The following is a 21,147-nucleotide window of genomic DNA, read 5'->3' on the forward strand; positions in this document are numbered from 1 at the left end:
TGATCAGCCCTTGAGGCCGGTATGTGCGAGGCCCTCGACGAACTGTTTCTGGGCAATGATGAAGACGACGAGAACGGGCAGGGCGGTCATCGTTGCGGCGGCGAGCTGGATGTTCCACATGGCCCCGCCATAGGCGTCGGTGAACTGGGTCAGCGCCTGGGGCAGGGTGAACATCTGTGTCGAGGACAGGAACACGATCGGCTCGAGGTAGAGGTTCCAGCTGTGCAGGAAGGTGAAGATAGCGACCGCTCCGAGGGCCGGCTTGGCGAGCGGCAGGGCGATGGTCCAGAAGATCTTGAACCGGCCGAGCCCGTCGACCCGCGCTGCCTCCTCGAGCTCAACCGGCAGCGAAATGAAGAACTGCCGCATGACGAAGGTGGCGAACACCGATGGCGCGCCGAAGACGGGCACCAGGATGAGCGGCCAGTGCGTGTTGATCATGCCCCAGGAGAGGAACATCTGGAACAGGGGCACGATGGTGACCTCTGACGGGATCAGCAGGCCCAGCAGAACCACCATGAAGATGGCGTTGGAGAAGGGAAATTTGATGCGCGCGAACGCATAGCCGGCCATCGACGAAACGATCATGGTCCCGAGGGTCACGAGCGCCGCGATATAGGCCGAGTTCCAGTACTGCCGGGCGAACGGCTGCAGCTCAAACACCTGCGAATAGGTCGAGAAGTCGAACTGGCGCGGGATGATATCAGGCGGGAAGGCGAAGATATCGCTGATCGGCTTGACCGACGAAGTGACCATCCACCAGGTCGGAAAGACGAAGGGAATGAGCAGGATGCACATCAGCCCGTAAAGGGCGACCTTCATGCGCGGCGAGAGGTCAGTTTTCATAAAAGACGAGCCTCCTGCGCATCTGCCACTGGGCAAAGGTGAGCACGGCAACGATCAGGAACAGCAGGATCGAGAGCGTCGCACCGTAGCCGAAGAAGTGGAACTGGAAGGCCTGCTGGTAGAGGTAGTAGACAAGCACGGTGGTGCTCATGCCCGGGCCACCCTGGGTCAGCACCGCGATCTGGGCGAAGACCTGGAGCGAGCCGACGATGGTGATGATCGAGGTCAAGAGGATCGTCGGGCTGATCATGGGCAGCGTGATGCGGCGGAACTGCTTGAAGCGCGGGGCGCCGTCGACGCGCGCGGCCTCGTAGAGTTCCTTGGGCACGCCCTGCAGAGCTGCCAGGAACAGGATCATGTTGAGCCCGACATTCTTGAAGACCTGAACGACGATCACCGAGATCATCGCGGTCGTCGGGTGGCGCAGCCAGTTCGGACCTTCGATGCCGACCATCTGCAGAAGGCCGTTGATGCCGCCATTATTCTGCAGCAGGAACCCCCAGACGATGGTCCAGGCGACGAGCGAGACGACGACCGGTGAGAAGAACAGCGTGCGGAAGACGACGATACCCCTAAGCTTCTGGTCGAGCAGGACCGCCAGCAGCAACGCCAGGCTCATGTTGAAGACGACGAGGCCAGCCGAGAAGATCGCAGAGGCGGCGAGCACCTGCGGCAGCGCCGGGTCGCGCAGAAGCTGTTCGTAGTTGCCGAGGCCGCGAAAGTTGAAGGTGTTGGCTAAGACGTTCCACTCGTGGAGCGAGTACCAGAAGACAAGACCCAGCGGGATCAGCACGAAAAGGACGATGCCCATGAGCTGCGGCGCGATGAAGATGTAGCCCGCCGCCGCGTCGCGCCGCTCCATGGTCCAGAAGGTGCGTCTTGGTTTCGAGATGTCGTGGGCCAAGTTGGTCATGTGCCAATCCAAATGGCGGGGGGGTGGGACCTGCCGGCCACCCCTCCGTCGGTTCTATTGCGCCAAAAGCGGCGCGATCCGGTTGCACACATTGGCAAGCACGGCGGCAACGTCAGCGTCCGGCTGCCAGAGGGCGTCGAGTTCGGCGCGCACCGTCTGCTGGATCTGAGCAAAGTTGGTGTGCCCGGGCAGCACCTTTCCGTTGGAGATACCGGCGATGACGACGGCCTCGAGCTGTTCGGCCGACAGCAGCGGGTTGGTGGTCGCCAGGGTCTCTGCATTGAGCAGGCTCGAACGCGCCGGCGGGAAGAACTGCGCCAGCTTGGCGCTGTTCTCGGGGTTGGTCATGTAAGCAAGGAATTCGACGGCGACATCAACATTGGGCGCGTTGGCGAATGCTCCGACACCGGCCTGGCCGACCACGGCATATTCGCCGGCAGGTCCGGTCGGCAGCGGCACCAGGTCCCAATCGAACGGGTCCTCCTTCGGCAGGAGCGAAGCCCGACTGATCTGGGTGATGGTCATGGCGGCGTCACCGGCAAAAAAGTCGACATTCTCGCCGGGGCCGGGCATGGCGCCGGCCTTAAAGACGGCGTCGTGGATGGCCGTCATCGCCTCGACCATCTCCGGCTCGGAGAACGAGCAGGTCTTGCCGTCCTCGCTCCAGGGCGATGCGCCCCAGCCGTTCCAGATCGAGGCAACGTTCTGCCAGACTTGGTAGTTGAAGTCGCGTACGACGAGACCGTCCGCCTCTCCAGCTTGCGCAACGGCAGCCGCTGTCGCGAACGCGTTCTCCCAGGTCCATTCTCCCGCTTCGATGAGGTCGGCGGGAGTGCGGGCGCCGGCGGCTGTGATCAGATCGTTATTGGCGAAGATGGCGAAGGGCGAGGTCGAGAAGGGGTAGGCATAGAGCTGCCCATCCCGGGTCCAGAGCGCGGTCGCCTGTTCGGAAACGTCGGCCATGTCATAGCCTTCGGTCGCCTCGAATGCTTCGGTCAGGGGCGCGAGTGCTCCTGAATTGACGAAGTCGGCCGCGGTCGTCTCGAGGATCCAGGCCAGGTCCGGCGGATTGCCACCGGCGATCTGGGTGGTGAGGGTTGTCGTGTAGTTCTCGAACGGCAACGGCTCGAACGTCACGTTGACGTTCGGGTGCGTTTCCTTGAAGCCCTCGGCGATCTCGTTGAACATCGCCAGGTGCGCCTCATTGCCGCTCCAGATGGTCATACGCAGATTGACGGCGTCCTGAGCCCAGGCAACGCCACTCCAGGCGAGCGAGGCAGCAATCGCGGCGCTCGCCACTGCCGATTTCAGAAAAGTCTTGGAATGCATGGTCGTGTTCCTCCTTGTTCGATCAGTAGGGTGCGACTTCCGGCCAGCGGATCTCGATCCCTTGGCCGTAGAGTTCGTTCTGGAAGTCGTTGAGATGGGCGTCGTTTTCTTGCACCTGATGCGGTGTGAGCCCTTGTTCGAGGCAATAGGCGGCGAGCAGGCCCGCGACCTCGCCGATGTTCCATTCGACGGGGTGCAGGCGGTAGCAGCCATTGGTGATGTGCGTGGTGCCGATGTTCTTGCCCGCCGGCAGCAGGTTCTTCATGCGCTGGGGCAGGAGTGCCCCGAGCGGAAGCTCGAAGGGGCATGAGGGCACGTCGACATAGTTGTCGCCGCCGGTCGAGGGGTGCAGGTCGATGCGGTACATGCCGACGCCCACGCTGTCGCGGTAGTGAACCGCACCACGGTCTCCGCGGACGTCATAGGAGAGGTCCTGCTCGACGATACGGGTGACGGGCTTGATCCGCCGGCTCTCGCGAATATAGGGCGCCATGGCCAAGCCATGGGCGGTGCCGGTGATATCACCGCGCAGGCGCAGCCCAGGGAAGCCGTAGCCGCCATCGGTGCGCGGCGCCTCGGTCTGCAGCCAATAGAAGACCGAATAGGAGAGTTCGGCGGCGCGCTCGAGGTGGCTGGTCTTCTCCTCATCGCTCACATCGATGATCGAGGCTTCCATGTAGTCGATCATCGGCCAGTTCACGAGGCAGATGTCCGACGGGTAGGCGCCACGCACGAAGTTGCGGCGCGCAGCGATCCGGCGGAAGGTCCAGAGGTTGGCATCGCCGGCATTGCGGCGCTGGTCGGCGTCGACCTCCAGCGGATTGTCGTCGGAATTGGGGGTGAAGGAGCGCTCCACGATCTCGAGCGTGCGCGGGTGAGGCGCCTTCCATCCCAATAGTGGCCCGCCCCAGAACTCGGGTTGGTACGCCTTCCAGAAGTCGTAGCTGGCGGGTTTGTCGATCACGTGGTTGCCCTCGACATGGTCGATGGCAAAGCAGATCGAGACGGCCTGCACATTGTCGGGCTGGGCCTCGGCCGGAGCGCTGGGCTCACCGGTGTCGGCCCGGCTTTCAAAGCCCTTGGCGTATTCAGTGCCGGTCATCGGCAGCAGGTCGCCGAGTTCGGTCGCGTCAATGACATAGGGGGCCGAGGCAACGAGGCGGTCTCCTGTATCGCGATGACGCAGCGTAATGGCGCGGATTGTGTCGCCGTCTACGTCGGCCGAAACCGGCACATAGGGCTGCAGCACCGTGAGCTTGCCACTGCCGCGCCACGGCATCAGCATGGCTTCGAGCACGGCCAGACCGACGCGCGGTTCCGCGCAAAGGCGGCTGACCCAGCCGGCGCCGGGATTGAGGTCGGTCCAGGCGCGGCTGGCCTCGGTCAATGGATAGTGGTCGCGGTAGAACTGTCGGATGCCGTTGCGCAGTTGCCGGTAGGAGTGGGTAACACCGAACTGCTCGACCCAGGAATGCTCGTCGGGCGGCACGGCCTGGCTGGTCAACTGACCACCGATCCAGTCGAACTCCTCACTCATGATCACGCGCTTGCCGGCGCGCAACGCGCCGAGCGCCGCGGCGACCCCGCCGAGGCCGCCGCCGATGATCAAAACGTCTGCATGCAATTCTTTCACGAGTGACTACCGTTGGTTTGGGGATGCGAGGGTTTCGCCCTCGAAGGGCTCGCAAGGGAGGAGCCGCTGCTCGAGGGCATCGCTCCCCTCGATGCGACGAACCAGCATGCGCGTTGCCTCGCGGCCCATCTCCTCGCGGGGAATGACGTAGGAGGTAAAGCGCGTGCCAGTCGGCTCGGCGCGATAGTGGCTGCCGAGCACGAGGATCGAGAAGTCGGCGGGAACGGTAAGGCCGCGCTCGCGTACGAGGGCCTCAAGGCGCACGGCGTCGGCAAGTTCGGTCATGACGGCGATGGTTGCGCGGGTGCTGGCGATGGCGTCGAGCATTTCATCGGCGCCGAGACCCGTCTGCTTCAGGTGCAGCACCAGTTCAGCGGGCGCGAGGAGCGCCTCCTCAAAGCCCTGCCAGCGGTCACGCGTCGATTCTGCGCCGGTTGCCGGACCAATGAAGGCGAAGCGGCGGTGCCTGAGGCTGATAGCACGCTCGACCATTCGCGCGGTTGCCTCGGTATAGGCGCCGCCGACATAGGGCACCGGCCCTCCTGCATCGTCACGTCGACCGATGGCAACGAATGGGTAGGAGCCTGAGACCAGCCGTTCGAGCTCGTCGCGGTCGAAGTCGCGGCCGAGCACCAGACAGCCATCGGCGAGGCGCAGGCGATTGTTCTCGGCAAAAATCTTCTTGTTGGCGCTACCCGCACCAGTCAGCAGCAGCAGATCGTAGCCAAGATCCTGCGCGGCTTCCTCGATGCCGAGAAGGAACGGCGTGAAGAAATCTGCCTGGGCACTGGGGAAGGCGGGTTCATAGGTGAAGACGCCGAGGATCTGATTGCGGCCTTTGGCCATGCGGCGGGCGACCGGGTCGGCGACGTAGCCGGTATCGCGGATGACCCTGGCGACCTTCTCGCGCGTCTCCTGCGGGATACGGCCGGCTGCCGCCGCGGCGTCATTGAGGACCAGCGACACGGTCGCCTGGCTGACGCCGGCAAGCCGCGCAATGTCCTTCTGAGTCAGCCGCCCGCTGGGTGCCACCTTGATCCTCGTCCTCCCGCAGCTGCTGCTAATGCGTATTAGCAAGTTATACGCATTAGCAGCATATTTTGTGACGGGCAGTCAAGGGCCCTTTTTAGAGCGGGCTGGGAAAAAGTGGAAATCGGTTTTCGCAAAAAATACCGCGATAACAAGAATCTAGAGCGCGAGATTTGATCCAATCAAATCACATCGCGCTCTAGTCACCGCTGAAGAAATGCGATCGTGCGACCGCGCAAGCGCCCCGCTCGAGGGATGTGTCGTCATAAACGACGAATTCCGGTTGATTGAGCACGGTTTTGGGAATCCCCGCAAAGTCAGCTCCTATGGGAAGGAGCCTTATGCCTCTGCAGATCCGCTCGACAACCTCACGCGGGATTTGTGAAAAGACCGCCACGGCTTCGACATCGAGCAAGGCCAGGACGGCTTGCAGCGGGGCCGAGAGTTGCGCTCCGGCTTCGGCGCACCAAGCCTCGAGCCGTGTGCGGCGCTCGCCGGGCAACGCCTCAAACCCGGCCCACTCTTCGATCGCCCCCAGTTCCGACGCGGCAAGGAAATTCGATATGGTCGGGCGAGCGCGGCTTTCGGGCAGCAAGGCGCCGATCTCGCCCGCGTTCCCATGCGGTCCATCGTGGATTTGCCCGTCGACAACCAGGGCGCCACCAACGCCGGTGCTGAGGAAGAGGCAGAAATAGTGGCTGTAGGTTCTGCCGACCGGCATTCGGACCAATCCGGCCGCGATAGCTCGGGCATCGTTCTGAAGGGCGATTGGCAGGTCGGCCATGGCACGCAGGCGTGCCTGAAGGTCCACCTCCAACCAACCCGCTGGATCGCCGCGGGCGACTATGCGCCGCCCGCGCTCGAGGAAAAAGCCTTGTGCGGCAACGCCGAGGCCGAGAAGGTCGGAATGTCCTGGTAGCGCGCTCCGGCACTCCGCGATCAAGTCGCTTGCGATCGGAAGCGCGCGAGCCGGCGTTCCAACCGCGCCTGTGACCTGCTTCCTGAAGTATTGTGTGCCGGCAAGGTCCTCGGCGGTGACCGAGATGCGCTCCTGGGTGAGAACGAGACCAAGCACGGCAAGCCTTCCCTCCCGATAGGCGAGCTCTCGCACGGGCTGGCCTGGCCTGCCGTTATGGATCGCCCGCTCGGAGAGTATCCCGTCTTCGATCAACGGTCGGACCGCGCGCGTCAGGGTCTGCGGAGAAAGCCCCATGATGCGCGACAGCTCCAGCCGGTTCGGCGCGGGCGCACCGAGCGCCAGCTGCAGGACGCGTTTTTGGACAGGTGAAAACTCTGAACCTGGCAACCTCAGGCACTCATGAAAGATCCAGCCGTAGCCCCAAGGGCACCGGACGGTCGTATTCGGCGAAGGGATCGGCGAAATCATGGCAGACATCGCCAGGCGTGAGGAGCGCGCCGCCATAAGGACGAAACAGCTGCATCGAGCCGCCACCGTCGAGATGAAGCCCATCGACAGCGCCGCACTCGACCAGCAGGTACGCAAGGTCGTGCAAGGTGGCTCCGCGCGCCTGCCCTCCGCCCGAATAGGAAGAGCGGCCCTCGATCGCACAGAAGAACAGCGTCCGGTCGGCGCGAACACCCGCTCCGAGCCGCGCCGCGCGAGTCTCATGAGCGTCGGCGTGCCACCGGAAGGGAGACGGTTGGCGCAGGTCCCCGCTCGCCTCCCTGACGAAGACGTGCTCGGCCAGCATTGTCGCCTCGTCAACCGACACCTGTCCGCCTGAAACGATGCGCGGTCCAGCCTGGACGGCGTCCTTGAGCGCCTGTCCTTCGATGACATAATCGAGCGGTTCGCCCGCGATCAGTGCATCAAGCATTTTGGCATCAGGGCGGCCGGGGAAGCGAAGTACGCAGCCCGTGCGTGGAATGGGCACGTTGCCGCCTGCGATCACCGCTACGGCATGTCGTCCCACAATGACGACCTCGGTGACCGCAGGGGCCACGGGCGTTCGTCCGTCGAGGGCGCCGAAATAGCGCGCCATGGCGATCGGCCCCGCCACGAGGCCGGGATCGTGGTCACCGAAGGCATGGGTCGCAATGACCTGTCCGCCCGGCAGGACGATGCGCAGATCGCAGAACTGCACGCGCTCGACCGCGAAACGGCCGGCACGCCCCGTGAGGCTGGCACGGTTCACCTGAGCGGGTGCCAGGATCGTGCCGCCGACGGCGACGAGGCCGATGGGATCGCCATAGGCTTCGAACGGCGTATCGAACTCCTCGTGGTGGAACAGGAAATAGCTGCCGTTGGCGAGAAGCTGGTGCCGTTCGAGACTTGCGCTGCGCAGGCGCAGCAGATCCGTGCCTGCCATGGGAACCGGAAGCCGGGTCGGAGCCGTGCCGCGGCGGTCGCACCAGAGATCGACGGGGCTGGTCCCGACCTCGGCCAGCCGGTCGAGGATTGCTCCGACCCGCGCCGAATGGACCTCGGCCGAGCGCCCATCCCCCCAGGCGTAGGATCGTGCCGGTTGGCGCACCGAAGGGTGCGGTACGTCGTAGACCGGTGCACCGAGGCGCGCGCGGGCGAGGCGCGCGGCGATGCGGCGGACGGCGGGAACTGCCGGCTCAAGGGAATAGGCTTCAACGGCGAAGGCAGCGGCTTCCGCCACCACGATCCGGGCTTTAGCGCCCGAAGACAGCACGATATTGGTCTTGGAAACGGACATCTTGGATCAGCCCTTGACGCCGCCAGCCATGAAACCCTGGAGCACGTGCCTTTGCGCCAGCACATAGACCAGGACCAGCGGCAAGGTGGAGACGACGGACCCGGCCATGAACAGGGTCCACTCGGCCTCGTATTCGCTGAAAAGGCTCATCAGCCCGCGCGGGACCGTATAGAGCTCGGGCGAGTTGAGGTAGAGGATGGGACGCAGCAGTTCGTCCCAGTTTGTAATGAAGGCGACGACGAAGACCGAGACCAGCGCCGGCTGCGCGAGCGGCAGGTAAATCTGCCAGAAGACCTTGAACGGACCGGCCCCATCCATGCGGGCGGCCTCGGCGAACTCGTCCGGCAGCGCGGCGAAATACTCGCGCAGCATGAAGGTGCCGAATGAGCCGACGAAGAATGACGGCACGATCAGGGGCAGGAAGGTGTCCATCCAGCCGAACCAGCGCATCAGCAGAAACTCGGGAATGATGGTGACCTCGGTCGGCACGAACGCCGTGGCGAGGATGGCGGCAAAGAGCACGTTCTTGCCCTTCAGGGGCAGTCGGGCGAAGGCATAGCCGGCAAGTGAACAGGTCAGCACTTGACCGATCGCGGCCGTGAACGAGACGAAAGTCGAGTTCAGGAAGAAGCGCAGGAAGTCCCGCTCGACGAGCACGGTGGCATAGTTTTCAAACGGATGCTCGGTCAGGAGCATCGACGGCACCAGCGTCGGGGGCAGGCGGAAGAGGTCTCCCGGCTGCTTGAACGAGGTGATCAGCATCCAGGCGAAGGGAGAAAGGCTGATGGCTGCATAGGCGATGAGTGCGCAATAGAGCGCAAGAAGGCTCGAAGCTCTATTCATGGACCCAACGCCTCCGGAAGTGGAAATTGACGAGGGTGACGAGGCCGACGGCGATGCAGAGGAGATAGGCAAGGGCCGAGGCATACCCCATGTCGAAATGGACGAAGGCGTTCTCGTAGACGTAGTAGGCGAGCGTCGTGGACGCCCGGTTGGGCCCGCCGCCGGTCAACGCGTAGGTGATCTCGAAGGTCTGCGTGGAGCGGACCAGCGCCAGGATCAGCACGAAAAAGAGGCTGCGCGAGATCAGCGGCACGGTGATCTGCCAGAAACGCTTCAGGGGGCCCGCCCCGTCGATCTTTGCCGCCTCGTGGAAGGTCGGATCGACCGTTTGCAGGCCGGCAAGCAGCAGCAGCATATAGAACCCGCAATCCTTCCAGATCGAGACGATGGCAACCGATGGCAGAGCCCATGCGGGGTCCGCGAGCCATGCCGGCGGATCCGACCACCCCAGCCCTTTGAGCAGATTGTTGAGGAGCCCGAACCGGGTGGAAAATATCCAGCGCCACGCCAGCGTCACCGCGACGGTCGAGGTGATGTAGGGCAGGAAGAAGCTGCCGCGAAAGAAAGCCGAACTACGCAGGCTGTTGTTGAGGAGAACGGCGAGGACGAGGGCAATGCCGACCGAACCCGGCACGTAGAGCATGGCGAACCAGAGGGTGTTGAGAAAAACCCGTCCGGCAATCGGCGAGTTCAGGATATGGACGTAATTGTCGAGGCCGGCCCACACGGGCGTGTCGAAGATGCGCCAGTCGTAGAACGAGAGCGCGAACGACCAGACGATCGGACCGAGCCGGAAGACCAGCAACCCGATTGCGCTTGGCGCCAGGAACAGCACCGCCAACAGGGTTGGAGAGATTTGCGGCCGCTTGCGCATGAACCGGTCCCGAGGCTGGCGGGCGCGGGATCGGTTCCCGCGCCCTAGAGCGTTTTCAGCAAAAGTGGACGCCACTTTTGCGGTTCGAAAACGCGACAACAACTAGAGCTACCGTTCCGATTCAATCGGAACGGGAAAGGCTCTAGAGGTCAACGCGAGAGGACGTCGTTGCCGTAGGCGACGAAGGCGTCGATGGCTTCGTCAAGAGACTTGCGCCCGTTGAGGACTTCGTCGATCTCGCCGTTCATGCCGCCCGAACCGGCCGCAGCATAGCCGCGCCAGGCGCTCCAGTTCTTGCTGAAGCCGGTATAGGTCGGCTGTGCGCCGAGCTCGAGAATGAGCCCCTTGTTGTCCGGCTGCAGGCCCTCCTCGAGCCAGCTTTCGGTTTCAGCGATCGCCTTGTAGGCCGGCACCTTGCCACCCGGAAAGTCGGCGGGGGTGCGACCCTCGCCCACCATGTGCTGGATGAACTGCCAGGCGAGATCCTTCTGTTCGGACGTCTCGGCAATCGACATCATGTCGGCCCAGGCATAGGTCACGGCCGTCTCGGGCGTCGCGTCGGGTCCCATCGGGATGGGCGCGATACCCCATGCAAAGCTGTCGCCCGCGACCTGTCGTGTGTTGTCGATATTCCAGGTGCCGTCCACCCACATGGCGGCCATGCCAAGGGGGAAGACATCCTGCTGGCGCACACCTTCGAGAGACTGCGGCTGCGGCGCCACCGTGTGCTCGGAAACCAGGCCGACGAGGAACTCCAGGGCATTGACTGCCTCTTGGGTGGGCTCGAGCGCGGTTTCCTCGGCGTTGATCAGTCTGCCGCCGTTGCGGAAGATCCAGCCATCGGTATGGGCGTAGCGGCCGTAGAAATAATAGCCCCACTGTTCGGGCTCGCCGTCGCCGTTCTCGTCGATGGTTAGGGCCTTTGCAGCATTGAGGAAATCGTCCCAGGTCCAATCGTCGGAGGGATAGTCGACGCCGGCGGCGTCGAAGGCATCCTTGTTGTAATAGAGGACCGGCGCCACCCAATTCTGCGGGAAGGCGTAGGGTTCGCCGTCGACCATGCCGGCTTCGATGGCGGCACCGTAATAGGCGTTGAGGTCGACGCCCTCCATCTGTTCACCGAGGTTGGCAAGGTTGCCCGCCTCGGCCCATTCGGCCACGAAACCTGATGACATCGCAAAAACGTCCGGAAGGTCGCCGGCCGCGGCAAGCGCCGACAGGCGCGGCCAATAGTCGTCCGGCGGCAGCGCCTGGGTCTCGACCGTGACATTGTGCGCCGTCTCGAATTCCTCGATAGCGGGGCCTTCGATTTCGAGCTGGGCTGGATCCCAGGACATGTATCGCAGCACCGTCTCCTGGGCCAGAACCTGGCCGGAAACCGCGACGAGCACCAAGGCGGCGAAGGGGCTTGAACGCTTCATGGATGGTCTCCCTGTCATATAATTTCCAGTATGGAAATTATCATACCTGCTTATTCCAGGCCAGGATGACAGGGCTATGTCAGGATGGTCGCTCCCGCCGGCTGTTGAGCGTCCGCCCGGGACAACGGGAGCCACGGCCAGTCGCGTCACTGGGATAGCCGGATTGAGCCTCACCGCAGCGCGTCGACCATTCGAGCGGCTCGAAGAGCAGCTGCTGAGGCCGTAAGCGGATAAAGGTGACGGCACTGTGAACGTGGCCTAGGCTTGTTGCTGCACTGAGGCTCGGTATGAGATAGTCCACACGCAACAGGCGCGCCGGTCTTTGAGCGAACGACCGCCTGGACTTGAGAGCGGGTTGATGCTGACGCCCAGGAGGCACAAGCATCTCGGAGGTTGATCCAGGCGTGCGGGAACTGATCAGGTCATGGCAGGCTGGATTGCGGCATCCCTGGTCCTGGCTGGGATTGGCTTCGGCCATCCTGTTGTTGATGACGCTGGGCTGGGGCGGAGCCTGGGCGACGCGGGTCTACCTCAATGAATCCGAGGCGCGCGGCCAGAATACGCTGGGTCTGGCCGTCGCCGTTCTGCGCGGCCATCTGGCGCGCTTCGAGCGATTGCCGCAATTGCTGGCTGATCATGAGGACATCAAGCGCCTCGTCACCGCTCCGGATGATGGCGCATTCGTCGACCAGATAAATCACTACCTGCGCGAGGTGAACGGCCTGCTCGAAACCTCCGACATCTACGTCATGCTGCCGGACGGCAATACCGTTGCCGCCAGCAATTTCGATACGGAGACCTCATTTGTCGGTGGCAATTTCTCCTATCGCCCCTATTTCATCGACGCGCTGGCGGGCGGGCTCGGGCGGTTCTTCGGGCTGGGCACCACGTCGCTCAAGCGGGGCTATTATTTTGGCGCGCCGATCCATACCGAGGCGGGTATTTCAGGAGTGGTCGTCATCAAGATCGATCTCGACGAGATGGAAAGCAGCTGGCGAGGCGGCGACTACGAGGTGATCGTCACCGATCCCGAAGGCATCATCTTTATGACAAGCGAGACCGACTGGCTGTTCATGTCGGTGCCCCCGTTGACCGAGGATCTGCTGGCACGAACGGCCAAGACCATCCGCTATGCCAATGCCGAGTTGCGCGATCTTCCCACCAGCCAGCAACGCTATCAGGACGATCATCAGTTGCTGATTGTCGAGGATGGCGCTCCGCGCAAGGAATTCCTGATGGTTTCCGAGGAGATGGACGAGGCCGGCTGGACGGTCACGGTGCTGCTCGATACAGCCTCGGCACGCTCTCAGGCCGCGGTTACGGTGGTGCTGGCGGTCCTGCTCATCGGCCTGGTGGCGCTGTCGGCCGCCATCTATCTGCAGCGCCGCGCCCAGCTGCAGGAACGCTTGCACATCGAGCGGCGGGCGCATGAACAGCTCGAGCATCGCGTCATCGAGCGCACCCGGGAGCTGGCGCAGGTCAACGCGCAGCTTGAAGCGGAGATCGGCGAGCGCAAGGCCACTGAAGCGACGTTGCGGCAGACCCAGTCGGACCTTATACAGGCCGGCAAGCTCGCGGCGTTGGGCCAGATGTCGGCCGCCCTGTCCCATGAGTTCAACCAGCCACTGGCGGCGGCGCGCAATTATGCAGACAATGCCATCGTCCTTGTCGAGCGCGGCCGTATAGAGGACGCCCGCGACACGATGTCGAGAATTGCCGGGCTGATCGACCGTATGGCCTCGATTTCCCGTCACTTGCGCAACTTTGCCCGCAAGCCCAACGAGAAGCTCGCTTCGGTCGACCTGGAGCTGGTGACGCGCGAGACCCTGGAGATCATCGGCTGGCGCATCAAGGATGGCAGTGCGGAGCTGGTCATCGACCTCGGTCCCACGCCGCTCTGGGTCAAGGCCGGCCCGGTGCGTCTGCAACAGGTGCTGGTCAACATCATCGCCAACGCCGTCGATGCCGTCAGCCAAGCCACGGACAAACGTATCGATCTGGTGGCACGCAGGTCCGCCTCGAAAGTGACCATCACCATCCGCGACCGCGGGGCGGGCATTCCTGCAGGGCTGGGCGAGCGCATCTTCGACCCGTTCTTTTCCACCAAGGGGGTGGGCAAGGGGCTGGGTCTGGGGCTCTCGATCTCCTATAACATCGTCAAGGATTTCGGCGGCGATCTGCGGGTCGAAAACCACCCCGATGGTGGCGCCATCTTCATCATAGAACTCAAGGCAGCGACGCCCGCGGCCAGCGAGGCTGAAAGCATGGCGGAACCGGCCGAATGAGCGTCGGCAGAGTGCTGCTTGTCGATGACGAGGAGGATCTGCGCCTATCCACGGCGCAGGCCCTCGATCTGGCTGGCTTCGAAGTCGCCGATTTCGCCCATCCTGAGCGGGCGCTCGAGCTTGCGGGTTTCGGTTTCAACGGTATCGTGGTGACCGACATCCGCATGCAGGGCATGGATGGCCTGACCCTGATGAACCGGTTGCACGAGCTCGACCGGGAAATGCCGGTCATTCTGATCACCGGGCATGGCGATGTGCAACTGGCGGTGCGGGCGATGCGTGAGGGCGCCTATGATTTCATCGAGAAGCCGTTTCCGTCCTCGCACCTGGCCGACACGGTGGCGCGGGCGCTCGACTATCGCCGGCTGGTGCTGGAGAACCGGGTGCTGCGGGCCGCCGCCGGGCAGCGCGATGATCTGGAGCAGCGCCTGGTCGGGCGGTCCAATGTCATGGTCGACCTGCGCCGCAAGATTCGCACCATCGGCCCGACCGATGCTGATGTGCTCATCGTCGGCGAGACCGGGACCGGCAAGGAAGTGACCGCCCGCGCGCTGCACGATCTATCCGCTCGCGCGGATAAGCCCTTCATCGCCATCAATTGCGCGGCCCTCCCCGCCAACATGATCGAAAGCGAACTGTTCGGGCACGAAGCCGGTGCCTTCCCAGGCGCCATGCGGGCGCGCTTCGGCAAGTTCGAACTCGCGCAAAGCGGGACCATCCTGCTCGACGAGATCGGGTCCATGCCGCTCGATGTGCAGGGCAAGCTGCTGCGGGTGATCCAGGAACGGGTGATCACACGGCTGGGATCCAATGACCCGCTGCCGCTCGACGTGCGCTTCATCGCCACAAGCAAGACCGGGCTGGAAGACGATGTCGGGGCAGGGCGGTTTCGTGCCGACCTGCTCTACCGGCTCAATGTCATTACGTTGGAAATCCCGCCGCTTTCGGCGCGGCGCGAGGATATTCCCCTGCTGTTCATGCAGCTCTTGATCGAGGCGGCGGCCCGTTACCGCCGCGAGCCGGTGACGGTGCCGCCAAGTGCTATTGCCGTGATGGCCGATCGCGCCTGGCCCGGCAACGTCCGCGAATTGCGCAACGCCGCCGATCGCTATGCCCTCAATCTCGGCCTTCCGGTGCAGGACCTTTCGGGTGGGGCAGGGGACGATACGCCCACACGGCTTGCGGACCGTGTCGCCGCCTTTGAAAAAAGCGTCATCGAAAATACGCTCATCGCCCATGGCGGCATGCTTAGACCCGTCTATGAATCACTCGGGCTGTCGCGCAAGTCGCTGTACGAGAAGATGCAGAAATACGGGCTCGACAAGACCCGCTTTGGTTCCGGCGGTTCTGACCAGGACTAGGCTTGGGTGGATTTCCGCCCATGCTCAGAGCCCGATGTTACCAAATCCACCCATTGCACTGCCACTCCCTCAAATAAAGAAGCCCTCCAAGGCCCTGGGCGATTGAAACCGCGCAACAGGCAGCGATTGAGTGCCTCACGCATCCGGTCTGGTGGAGGACCATCGGAGCGGATGGGTCTGTTTCAAAAATAGTCCCCAGGGAGGAACGCAATGCGTTTGACCACACTTGCTGCTTTGGCGGCAGCGTCCATACTGGTTGCCGCGCCCACAGTGGCGCAAGACCGCGAGGGCTGGCCCTCCAGCCTGACGATCGGCACAGCCAGCCAGGGCGGCACATACTTCATCTACGGCACCGGCCTCGGCGGGTTGATCACCGAAGAACTCGGCGTCAACGCTTCCGGCGAAGTCACCGGCGGCCCGGTGCAGAATGCAACGCTCGTGGAAACCGGCGATCACCAGATCGGCCTTGTCACCATGGGGCCGGCATTTGAGGCCTGGACCGGCAATTCGGAGCTGGCGCCAGGTCTCGAGCACAAGAACCTGCGCGCCCTGTTCCCGATGTATCAGACGCCCTTCCAGGTGGTGGCACTCAAGTCGTCGGGCATCGAGTCGGTCGCTGATCTGGATGGCAAGCGCGTTTCGGTCGGCCCTGCCGGCGGCACTGCCGCAACCTATTGGCCACGCTTCTTCGAAAGCGCGGGCGTAGCGCCAGAAGTGTCGTATTCCGGTGCCAATGATGCGGTCAGCCAGGTCAAGGACGGCCTGATCGACGCTTTCGCCTTCGCCGCCGGCGTGCCCATTTCGGCCTTTGCTCAGATCGCCGCTGAAAACGAAGTCAACATCTTCGGCTTCAGCCAGGAAGAACGTGTGGTCATTCTGTCGGCAATGCCGGAGCTGGCGGCTTTTGACGTTCCCGGCGGTCTCTATCAGGGCTTCCCCGATGAAAGCCCGACCGTGGCACTGTGGAACTTTGCGGTGGTCCACGCCGATATGCCGGAAAGCCTCGCTTACGAAATCACCAAGCTGGTGATGGAGAACAACGACCGGATGCTGCAGATCCATGCGACTGCCGCTGAGACCGTGTCGGCAAATACCGACAAGAACACCTTCCTGCCCTATCACCCGGGCGCCAAGCGCTACTTCGAGGAGATCGGCGTCGAACTGCCGACCGGCCTCTGAAACTGACGCGCGAACAGGACGGCGGCCCGATGGCCGCCGTCCCTACAACGCCCGCAAACGGGCCTGGGAGGATGACCTGAGATGTCTCAACAATTGAAACAGACTGCGACGCATCCGGATCAGGATGCCGGCCCAGTGATAGCAAAGGGCGTCGACGACGAACCCCTTGCCACCAATCAGCGCGATCTCGGGGGGCGGCTCAACATGGTCGTGGTCGCCATCTGTATCGCCTATACCACCTTCCACGTGGCGGTGATGAACCTCTATCCGCTGGAGACGTGGACCTATCGCATGATCCACCTCGCGGGCGGCCTGTTCATTGGCTTCCTCATCTATTCCGCCCTGAGCCTGAAGGCGGATGCGCATGTGCAGCCAGCCCGCCGCGGTCCGTTGGAGCTCGCGCTCGGCGCCGTGGCGGTCGCCGGCGTCGGCTACGGTCTGCTAATGGTGGCTATCGCCTTCGGCGGCCTGTGGTTTGCCGGCTTGCGTGCCCCTGATCCCCTGGTATTCCACACGTTCGGCATCCCGCTTCTGGTCGGCTCCTCGGCCGCGGTGGTTGCGGGCTGGATATTTCCCGAGCGGTCGAAGGCGCGCATTCACTGGGCTGACTGGATGCTGGGGGCAGCGTCCATCGCGGTGCTGGGCTATATCCTGTTTAACGTCGGCCCCATTCGCCTGCGTGCCGGCACGGCATTGGCACAGGCCCCCGACTTCTTCGCAGCCCTGGTCGGCGTCATCCTCATCCTGGAATTGACCCGCCGCGTCGCCGGACTGGCACTGGTCGTCATCGCCGGCATCTTCATCGCTTACTCGTTCCTGGGGCCGTGGCTCCCGGGCTTCCTTACCCATCGCGGTTATTCGCCCGAACGCTTCTTCACCTATATCTTCACCGACCAGGGAATCCTCGGCGATCCCATTGCGGTCTCCTCCACCTACATCATTCTCTTCATCACCTTCGCCGCCTTCCTGCAGGCCTCGCGGGTAGGGGACTATTTCGTCAACTTCGCCTTCGCCGTTGCCGGTGGCTGGCGTGGTGGCCCGGCAAAGGTGGCGGTGTTCGCTTCCGGCCTCATGGGGATGATCAACGGCACATCGGCGGGCAATGTGGTGTCGACCGGCTCGCTGACCATTCCGCTGATGAAAAAGGTCGGCTATCCCGCGCGCAGTGCTGGAGCCATCGAGGCAACAGCGTCGTCGGGCGGCCAGATCCTGCCGCCGATCATGGGCGCAGGCGCGTTCATCATGGCCGAAGTGACCGGTATCCCCTACACCGACATCGTGGTTGCCGCGATCATACCGGCGGCGCTCTATTTCGCCTCGGTCTACTTCATGGTCGACCTGCAGGCGACGAAGCTCGGCATGAAGGGGCTTCCGAAGGACGAACTGCCCAAGTTCGCCGTACTGGCCCGGCAGGCCTATCTCTTCCTGCCTATCGTCATTCTCATCTATACCCTGTTCGCCGGCTATTCGGTGATCCGCGCCGGCACCATGGCCATGGCCGCGGCCGCGGTCGTGTCCTGGCTGACGCCTTACAAGATGGGCCCGCGCGCCGTTCTCAAGGCGCTGGAATTGGCTGCCAAGATGAGCATTCAGCTCGTCGCGGTCTGTGCCGCCGCCGGTGTCATCGTCGGCGTCATAGCACTGACCGGGGTCGGTGCGCGCTTCTCCTCACTTTTGCTGGGCCTTGCCGAGCAGAACCAGCTCATCGCCCTGTTCTTTGCGATGTGCATCTCGATCGTGCTGGGCATGGGCATGCCGACAACCGCCGCCTATGCGGTAGCGGCGGCCGTGGTGGCACCGGGCCTGATCCAGCTCGGTATCCCTGTCCTCATCGCCCACTTCTTTGTGTTCTATTACGCAGTGATGTCCGCCATTACACCACCCGTGGCGCTGGCCGCGTACGCCGGGGCTGGCCTAGCGGGATCGGACCCCATGAAGACCTCTGTCGAGGCGTTCAAGTTCGGCCTAGCCGCCTTCATAGTGCCCTTCATGTTCTTCTATTCGCATGCCCTGCTGATGCAGGGCGAATGGCACGAGATCCTGCACGTGGTCGCAACCGCCTTGATCGGCATCTATCTGCTGTCCTCGGCGGTCCAAGGCTATTTCTTCGGCAATGTCAGCAATGTGCTGCGCGTCGTTCTGCTTCTGGCGGCACTCGGCATGATCCAGGGTGGATGGATCTCGGACATCATGGGTTTGGGCGCCGGCCTTGCGGTCTTTGCCTACCAGAAACGGTTCGTGACCCCGCGCACGCTGGCTAAAGGCGCCGACTGATCAGGCGAGCCGGCGCTCGAAGCAGACGTGGTCCGGCAGCGGTAGCGGCTTGAGGGCACCGCGCCGGACACAGTCTAATCTTGCCACTCGGGATAGCCGGATTGCACCTCGCCATAGCGCGTCGACCAATTCGGCAGCGGTCGGCCGTCTAGGTGGGCGGCGAGGCGGTCGAGCAGCGCATGCGTGCCCGGCGCAAAGCCCACTGCGGTGCGCTGATTGAGGCGGGTGTGGCGAAGGGTAAGCAGCGTGCCGTTGTCGACGGGTGAGAGCTCATAGCGGACGATGCTCTGCTCGCCCCCATGCAAGTGCTCCTGCGGCTCGGCATTCATTTCGTACTCGAGCAGCTCGAATGGCTGCCAGGTCAGAATACGCCCCGTCCAATGAAAGCTTGCCGGACCGGTGGTCATCTCAATGTGGCCGGAGGCGCCGCCGATGATGGTGGCGGTGCCGATGTGCCACGCTTCGAATTCGGCGCTGTCGGTCAGGGCGCGCCAGACGCGCTCCGGGCTGTGATTGAGGCGCCGTTTGAAGACGAGGCTCGCCTGCGTACCCTCCATCTCGACCCGGCCAAACGCGTTATCGTTCATTCGACGGCTCCCCGGCTTCAGGCATGGTGTCGAGGTGATTTTCCAGCGCGTCGAGCTCATTGCGCCAGTAGAGGCGGTTGCGCGCCAGCCAGTCGCCGATCTCACGCAGCGGTTCGGTGCGCAGGGAGTAGATGCGGCGCTGCGCGTCGGCCTCTACCTGCACCAGGCCCGCCTGACGCAGCACCTTCAGATGATGCGACAGCGTCGGCTGTCGCACGTCCGGAAAGGCCTCGGCAAAGGCGCCGGCGGGTTTGGCGGAGCCGACCAGCAGCTCCAGCATGCGGCGGCGCGTGGGGTCGGCGAGTGCGGTGAAGACGTCCATGGGTCTTGTGTATATCGATGATTGTCTATATAGATGGAAACCGTTCTAATATGGAGATTGTCGATGAAGCAGGCAAGCCGGATAATGCCGATGTTGTCGGTCGCGGACATGGCGCGATCGCTGGTCTTCTATCGCGACGCGTTGGGGGGTGAGCAGATCTATCAGTTCCCGCCTGACGGCGAGCCGGGATTTGTGACACTGCGCTTCGGCCAGACCGAACTGGGCATAGGCCTTCTGTCCAAAGCGCCGCTCCACGGCGTGCCGCAGCGGCCGGCGTCCGGCCATCGCGTTGAGTTGTGCGTCAATGTCGAAGACGCGGACGAGGCGGTGGAAGCGCTCAAGAACCTGGGCGCGCCAGTGGTGATGGCGCCGCAGAACCTGCCCTGGGGCGAGCGCTCGGCTTATGTCGAAGACCCCGACGGCAATTTGGTTATGTTGGCTGCACCAGGCCGCTGAACTGCGAAACGCGGAGTCCTTGATCTCAGGGGCGGACCACGGGTTTATCTTTGCCCGCCAGGCGTTAGGATCGAGACCCAACATAGGGGTCGAGACATGCAAATTGGAATGGTCGGACTTGGACGCATGGGCGCCAACATGGTGCGTCGCCTGTTGAAGGCTGGGCACCAATGCGTCGTCCACGACATCGATCCGCAGAATGTTGCTGACCTCGTTGCCGAGGGCGCAACGGGCGCGGGCTCTATCCAGGACCTCGTTGAAAAGCTCGATCCACCCCGCGCCGTCTGGCTGATGCTGCCGGCCGCCATCACCAATCGCATCGCGCGCGAGTGCGCCGGCCGGATGCAGGCCGGGGACATGCTCATCGACGGAGGCAATTCCTATTATCGCGAGGCCGTCGATCTTGCCGCCGAGCTCGCTCCCAGGGGCATCCAGGTGGTCGATGCCGGGACCAGCGGCGGCGTCTGGGGGCTGGAGCGCGGTTATTGTCTTATGGTGGGCGGAACAGAGGAAGCGATGCAGCGACTTGATCCGATCCTGGCGGCGCTGGCGCCCGGGCTTGACGGCAAAGGTGCCGAGCCCGGCAGCGCCGAGACGGCAGCGCTCGGCTACCTGCATTGTGGCCCGACCGGCGCCGGCCACTTCGTCAAGATGGTGCACAACGGCATCGAATACGGGATCATGGCGGCCTATGCGGAGGGCTTCAATATCCTGAAGGCTGCCGATGCCGGCCAGCAGAAGCGCGCGGCCGATGCCGAGACTGCGCCCCTCCACGACCCGCAGTACTACCAGTTCGACATCGACGTCGCGCACGTTGCCGAACTCTGGCGCCACGGCAGTGTCATCAGCTCATGGCTACTCGATCTTACCGCTGAAGCGCTCGAACACGATCCTTCACTCGCCGATTTCGACGGCATCGTGTCGGATTCCGGGGAAGGTCGCTGGACGCTGCGCGCAGCCGTCGAGACCGGCATTCCGGCGCCCGTCCTCTCCTCGGCGCTGTTTGGCCGCTTTGCTTCGCGCGACAACGATGAGTTCGCCAACAAGCTCATCTCGGCCATGCGCTATGCCTTTGGCGGGCATACCGAGAAGCCTTGAGGCGAGGGGGCGG

The 21,147-nt window shown here is 63.4% G+C and carries 18 protein-coding genes; 6 read left to right on the top strand and 12 right to left on the bottom strand.

Translation table 11 applies throughout. From position 1 onward, the window contains the following. Window positions 1–3: 3 nt before the first annotated feature. From QQK18_RS18830 to QQK18_RS18875, 10 genes are all read right to left on the bottom strand, one after another. Window positions 4–846, bottom strand: coding sequence for a carbohydrate ABC transporter permease (locus QQK18_RS18830; RefSeq protein WP_284341906.1), 843 nt, complete (start codon window positions 844–846; stop codon window positions 4–6). Continuing rightward, the gene (locus QQK18_RS18835) at window positions 836–1,759 is read right to left on the bottom strand and encodes a carbohydrate ABC transporter permease (RefSeq protein WP_284341907.1); all 924 of its coding nucleotides are present in this window, start codon (window positions 1,757–1,759) and stop codon (window positions 836–838) included. The genes QQK18_RS18830 and QQK18_RS18835 overlap by 11 nt, the downstream gene beginning before the upstream one ends. A gap of 54 nt (window positions 1,760–1,813) precedes the next feature. After that, complete coding sequence (locus tag QQK18_RS18840) at window positions 1,814–3,088, bottom strand: ABC transporter substrate-binding protein (protein ID WP_284341908.1); 1,275 nt, start codon at window positions 3,086–3,088, stop codon at window positions 1,814–1,816. Window positions 3,089–3,110: 22 nt separating this feature from the next. Beyond that, window positions 3,111–4,721, bottom strand: a complete 1,611-nt coding sequence (locus tag QQK18_RS18845; RefSeq protein WP_284341909.1) for an FAD-dependent oxidoreductase — start codon at window positions 4,719–4,721, stop codon at window positions 3,111–3,113. A gap of 6 nt (window positions 4,722–4,727) precedes the next feature. After that, window positions 4,728–5,753, bottom strand: coding sequence for a LacI family DNA-binding transcriptional regulator (locus tag QQK18_RS18850; protein WP_284341910.1), 1,026 nt, complete (start codon window positions 5,751–5,753; stop codon window positions 4,728–4,730). Between the two features lie 196 nt (window positions 5,754–5,949). Further along, window positions 5,950–7,056 (bottom strand): ROK family transcriptional regulator, encoded by a 1,107-nt coding sequence (locus QQK18_RS18855; RefSeq protein ID WP_284341911.1) that lies wholly within the window; start codon window positions 7,054–7,056, stop codon window positions 5,950–5,952. A gap of 10 nt (window positions 7,057–7,066) precedes the next feature. After that, the gene (locus tag QQK18_RS18860) at window positions 7,067–8,434 is read right to left on the bottom strand and encodes a phosphodiester glycosidase family protein (RefSeq protein ID WP_284341912.1); all 1,368 of its coding nucleotides are present in this window, start codon (window positions 8,432–8,434) and stop codon (window positions 7,067–7,069) included. Window positions 8,435–8,440: 6 nt separating this feature from the next. Then, complete coding sequence (locus QQK18_RS18865; RefSeq protein ID WP_284341913.1) at window positions 8,441–9,277, bottom strand: carbohydrate ABC transporter permease; 837 nt, start codon at window positions 9,275–9,277, stop codon at window positions 8,441–8,443. Further along, window positions 9,270–10,151, bottom strand: coding sequence for a carbohydrate ABC transporter permease (locus tag QQK18_RS18870; RefSeq protein WP_284341914.1), 882 nt, complete (start codon window positions 10,149–10,151; stop codon window positions 9,270–9,272). Before QQK18_RS18870 ends, QQK18_RS18865 begins: the two co-directional genes overlap by 8 nt. A 149-nt stretch (window positions 10,152–10,300) precedes the next feature. Continuing rightward, complete coding sequence (locus tag QQK18_RS18875) at window positions 10,301–11,572, bottom strand: ABC transporter substrate-binding protein (protein WP_284341915.1); 1,272 nt, start codon at window positions 11,570–11,572, stop codon at window positions 10,301–10,303. Window positions 11,573–11,976: 404 nt separating this feature from the next. Between QQK18_RS18875 and QQK18_RS18880 the strand changes: the two genes are divergently transcribed. The 4 genes from QQK18_RS18880 (at window position 11,977) to QQK18_RS18895 (ending at window position 18,671) form a co-directional block, all read left to right on the top strand. Then, window positions 11,977–13,857, top strand: a complete 1,881-nt coding sequence (locus QQK18_RS18880) for an ATP-binding protein (protein WP_284341916.1) — start codon at window positions 11,977–11,979, stop codon at window positions 13,855–13,857. Beyond that, on the top strand, window positions 13,854–15,218 hold the full coding sequence (locus tag QQK18_RS18885) for a sigma-54-dependent transcriptional regulator (protein ID WP_284341917.1): 1,365 nt from the start codon (window positions 13,854–13,856) through the stop codon (window positions 15,216–15,218). Before QQK18_RS18880 ends, QQK18_RS18885 begins: the two co-directional genes overlap by 4 nt. A gap of 210 nt (window positions 15,219–15,428) precedes the next feature. Next, window positions 15,429–16,397: a TAXI family TRAP transporter solute-binding subunit gene (locus QQK18_RS18890; RefSeq protein WP_284341918.1), complete on the top strand. Its 969-nt coding sequence runs from the start codon at window positions 15,429–15,431 to the stop codon at window positions 16,395–16,397. A gap of 81 nt (window positions 16,398–16,478) precedes the next feature. Further along, window positions 16,479–18,671, top strand: coding sequence for a TRAP transporter permease (locus QQK18_RS18895; RefSeq protein WP_284341919.1), 2,193 nt, complete (start codon window positions 16,479–16,481; stop codon window positions 18,669–18,671). A 74-nt stretch (window positions 18,672–18,745) separates the two neighbouring features. Here QQK18_RS18895 and QQK18_RS18900 read toward each other — a convergent pair whose 3' ends face one another. Both QQK18_RS18900 and QQK18_RS18905 read right to left on the bottom strand, forming a co-directional pair. Continuing rightward, window positions 18,746–19,258, bottom strand: a complete 513-nt coding sequence (locus QQK18_RS18900; protein ID WP_284341920.1) for an SRPBCC family protein — start codon at window positions 19,256–19,258, stop codon at window positions 18,746–18,748. Further along, window positions 19,248–19,580 (bottom strand): ArsR/SmtB family transcription factor, encoded by a 333-nt coding sequence (locus QQK18_RS18905; protein ID WP_284341921.1) that lies wholly within the window; start codon window positions 19,578–19,580, stop codon window positions 19,248–19,250. The genes QQK18_RS18900 and QQK18_RS18905 overlap by 11 nt, the downstream gene beginning before the upstream one ends. A gap of 63 nt (window positions 19,581–19,643) precedes the next feature. Here QQK18_RS18905 and QQK18_RS18910 point away from each other — a divergent pair, with 63 nt between their 5' ends. Beyond that, entirely contained in the window at window positions 19,644–20,036 is a 393-nt protein-coding gene (locus QQK18_RS18910; RefSeq protein WP_284341922.1) for a VOC family protein, read from the top strand. Window positions 20,037–20,132: 96 nt separating this feature from the next. After that, window positions 20,133–21,134: a phosphogluconate dehydrogenase (NAD(+)-dependent, decarboxylating) gene (gnd, locus tag QQK18_RS18915; protein ID WP_284341923.1), complete on the top strand. Its 1,002-nt coding sequence runs from the start codon at window positions 20,133–20,135 to the stop codon at window positions 21,132–21,134. Window positions 21,135–21,147: the final 13 nt, after the last annotated feature.

The organism is Devosia nitrariae, from assembly GCF_030160115.1.
Taxonomy (GTDB): Bacteria; Pseudomonadota; Alphaproteobacteria; order Rhizobiales; family Devosiaceae; genus Devosia; species Devosia nitrariae.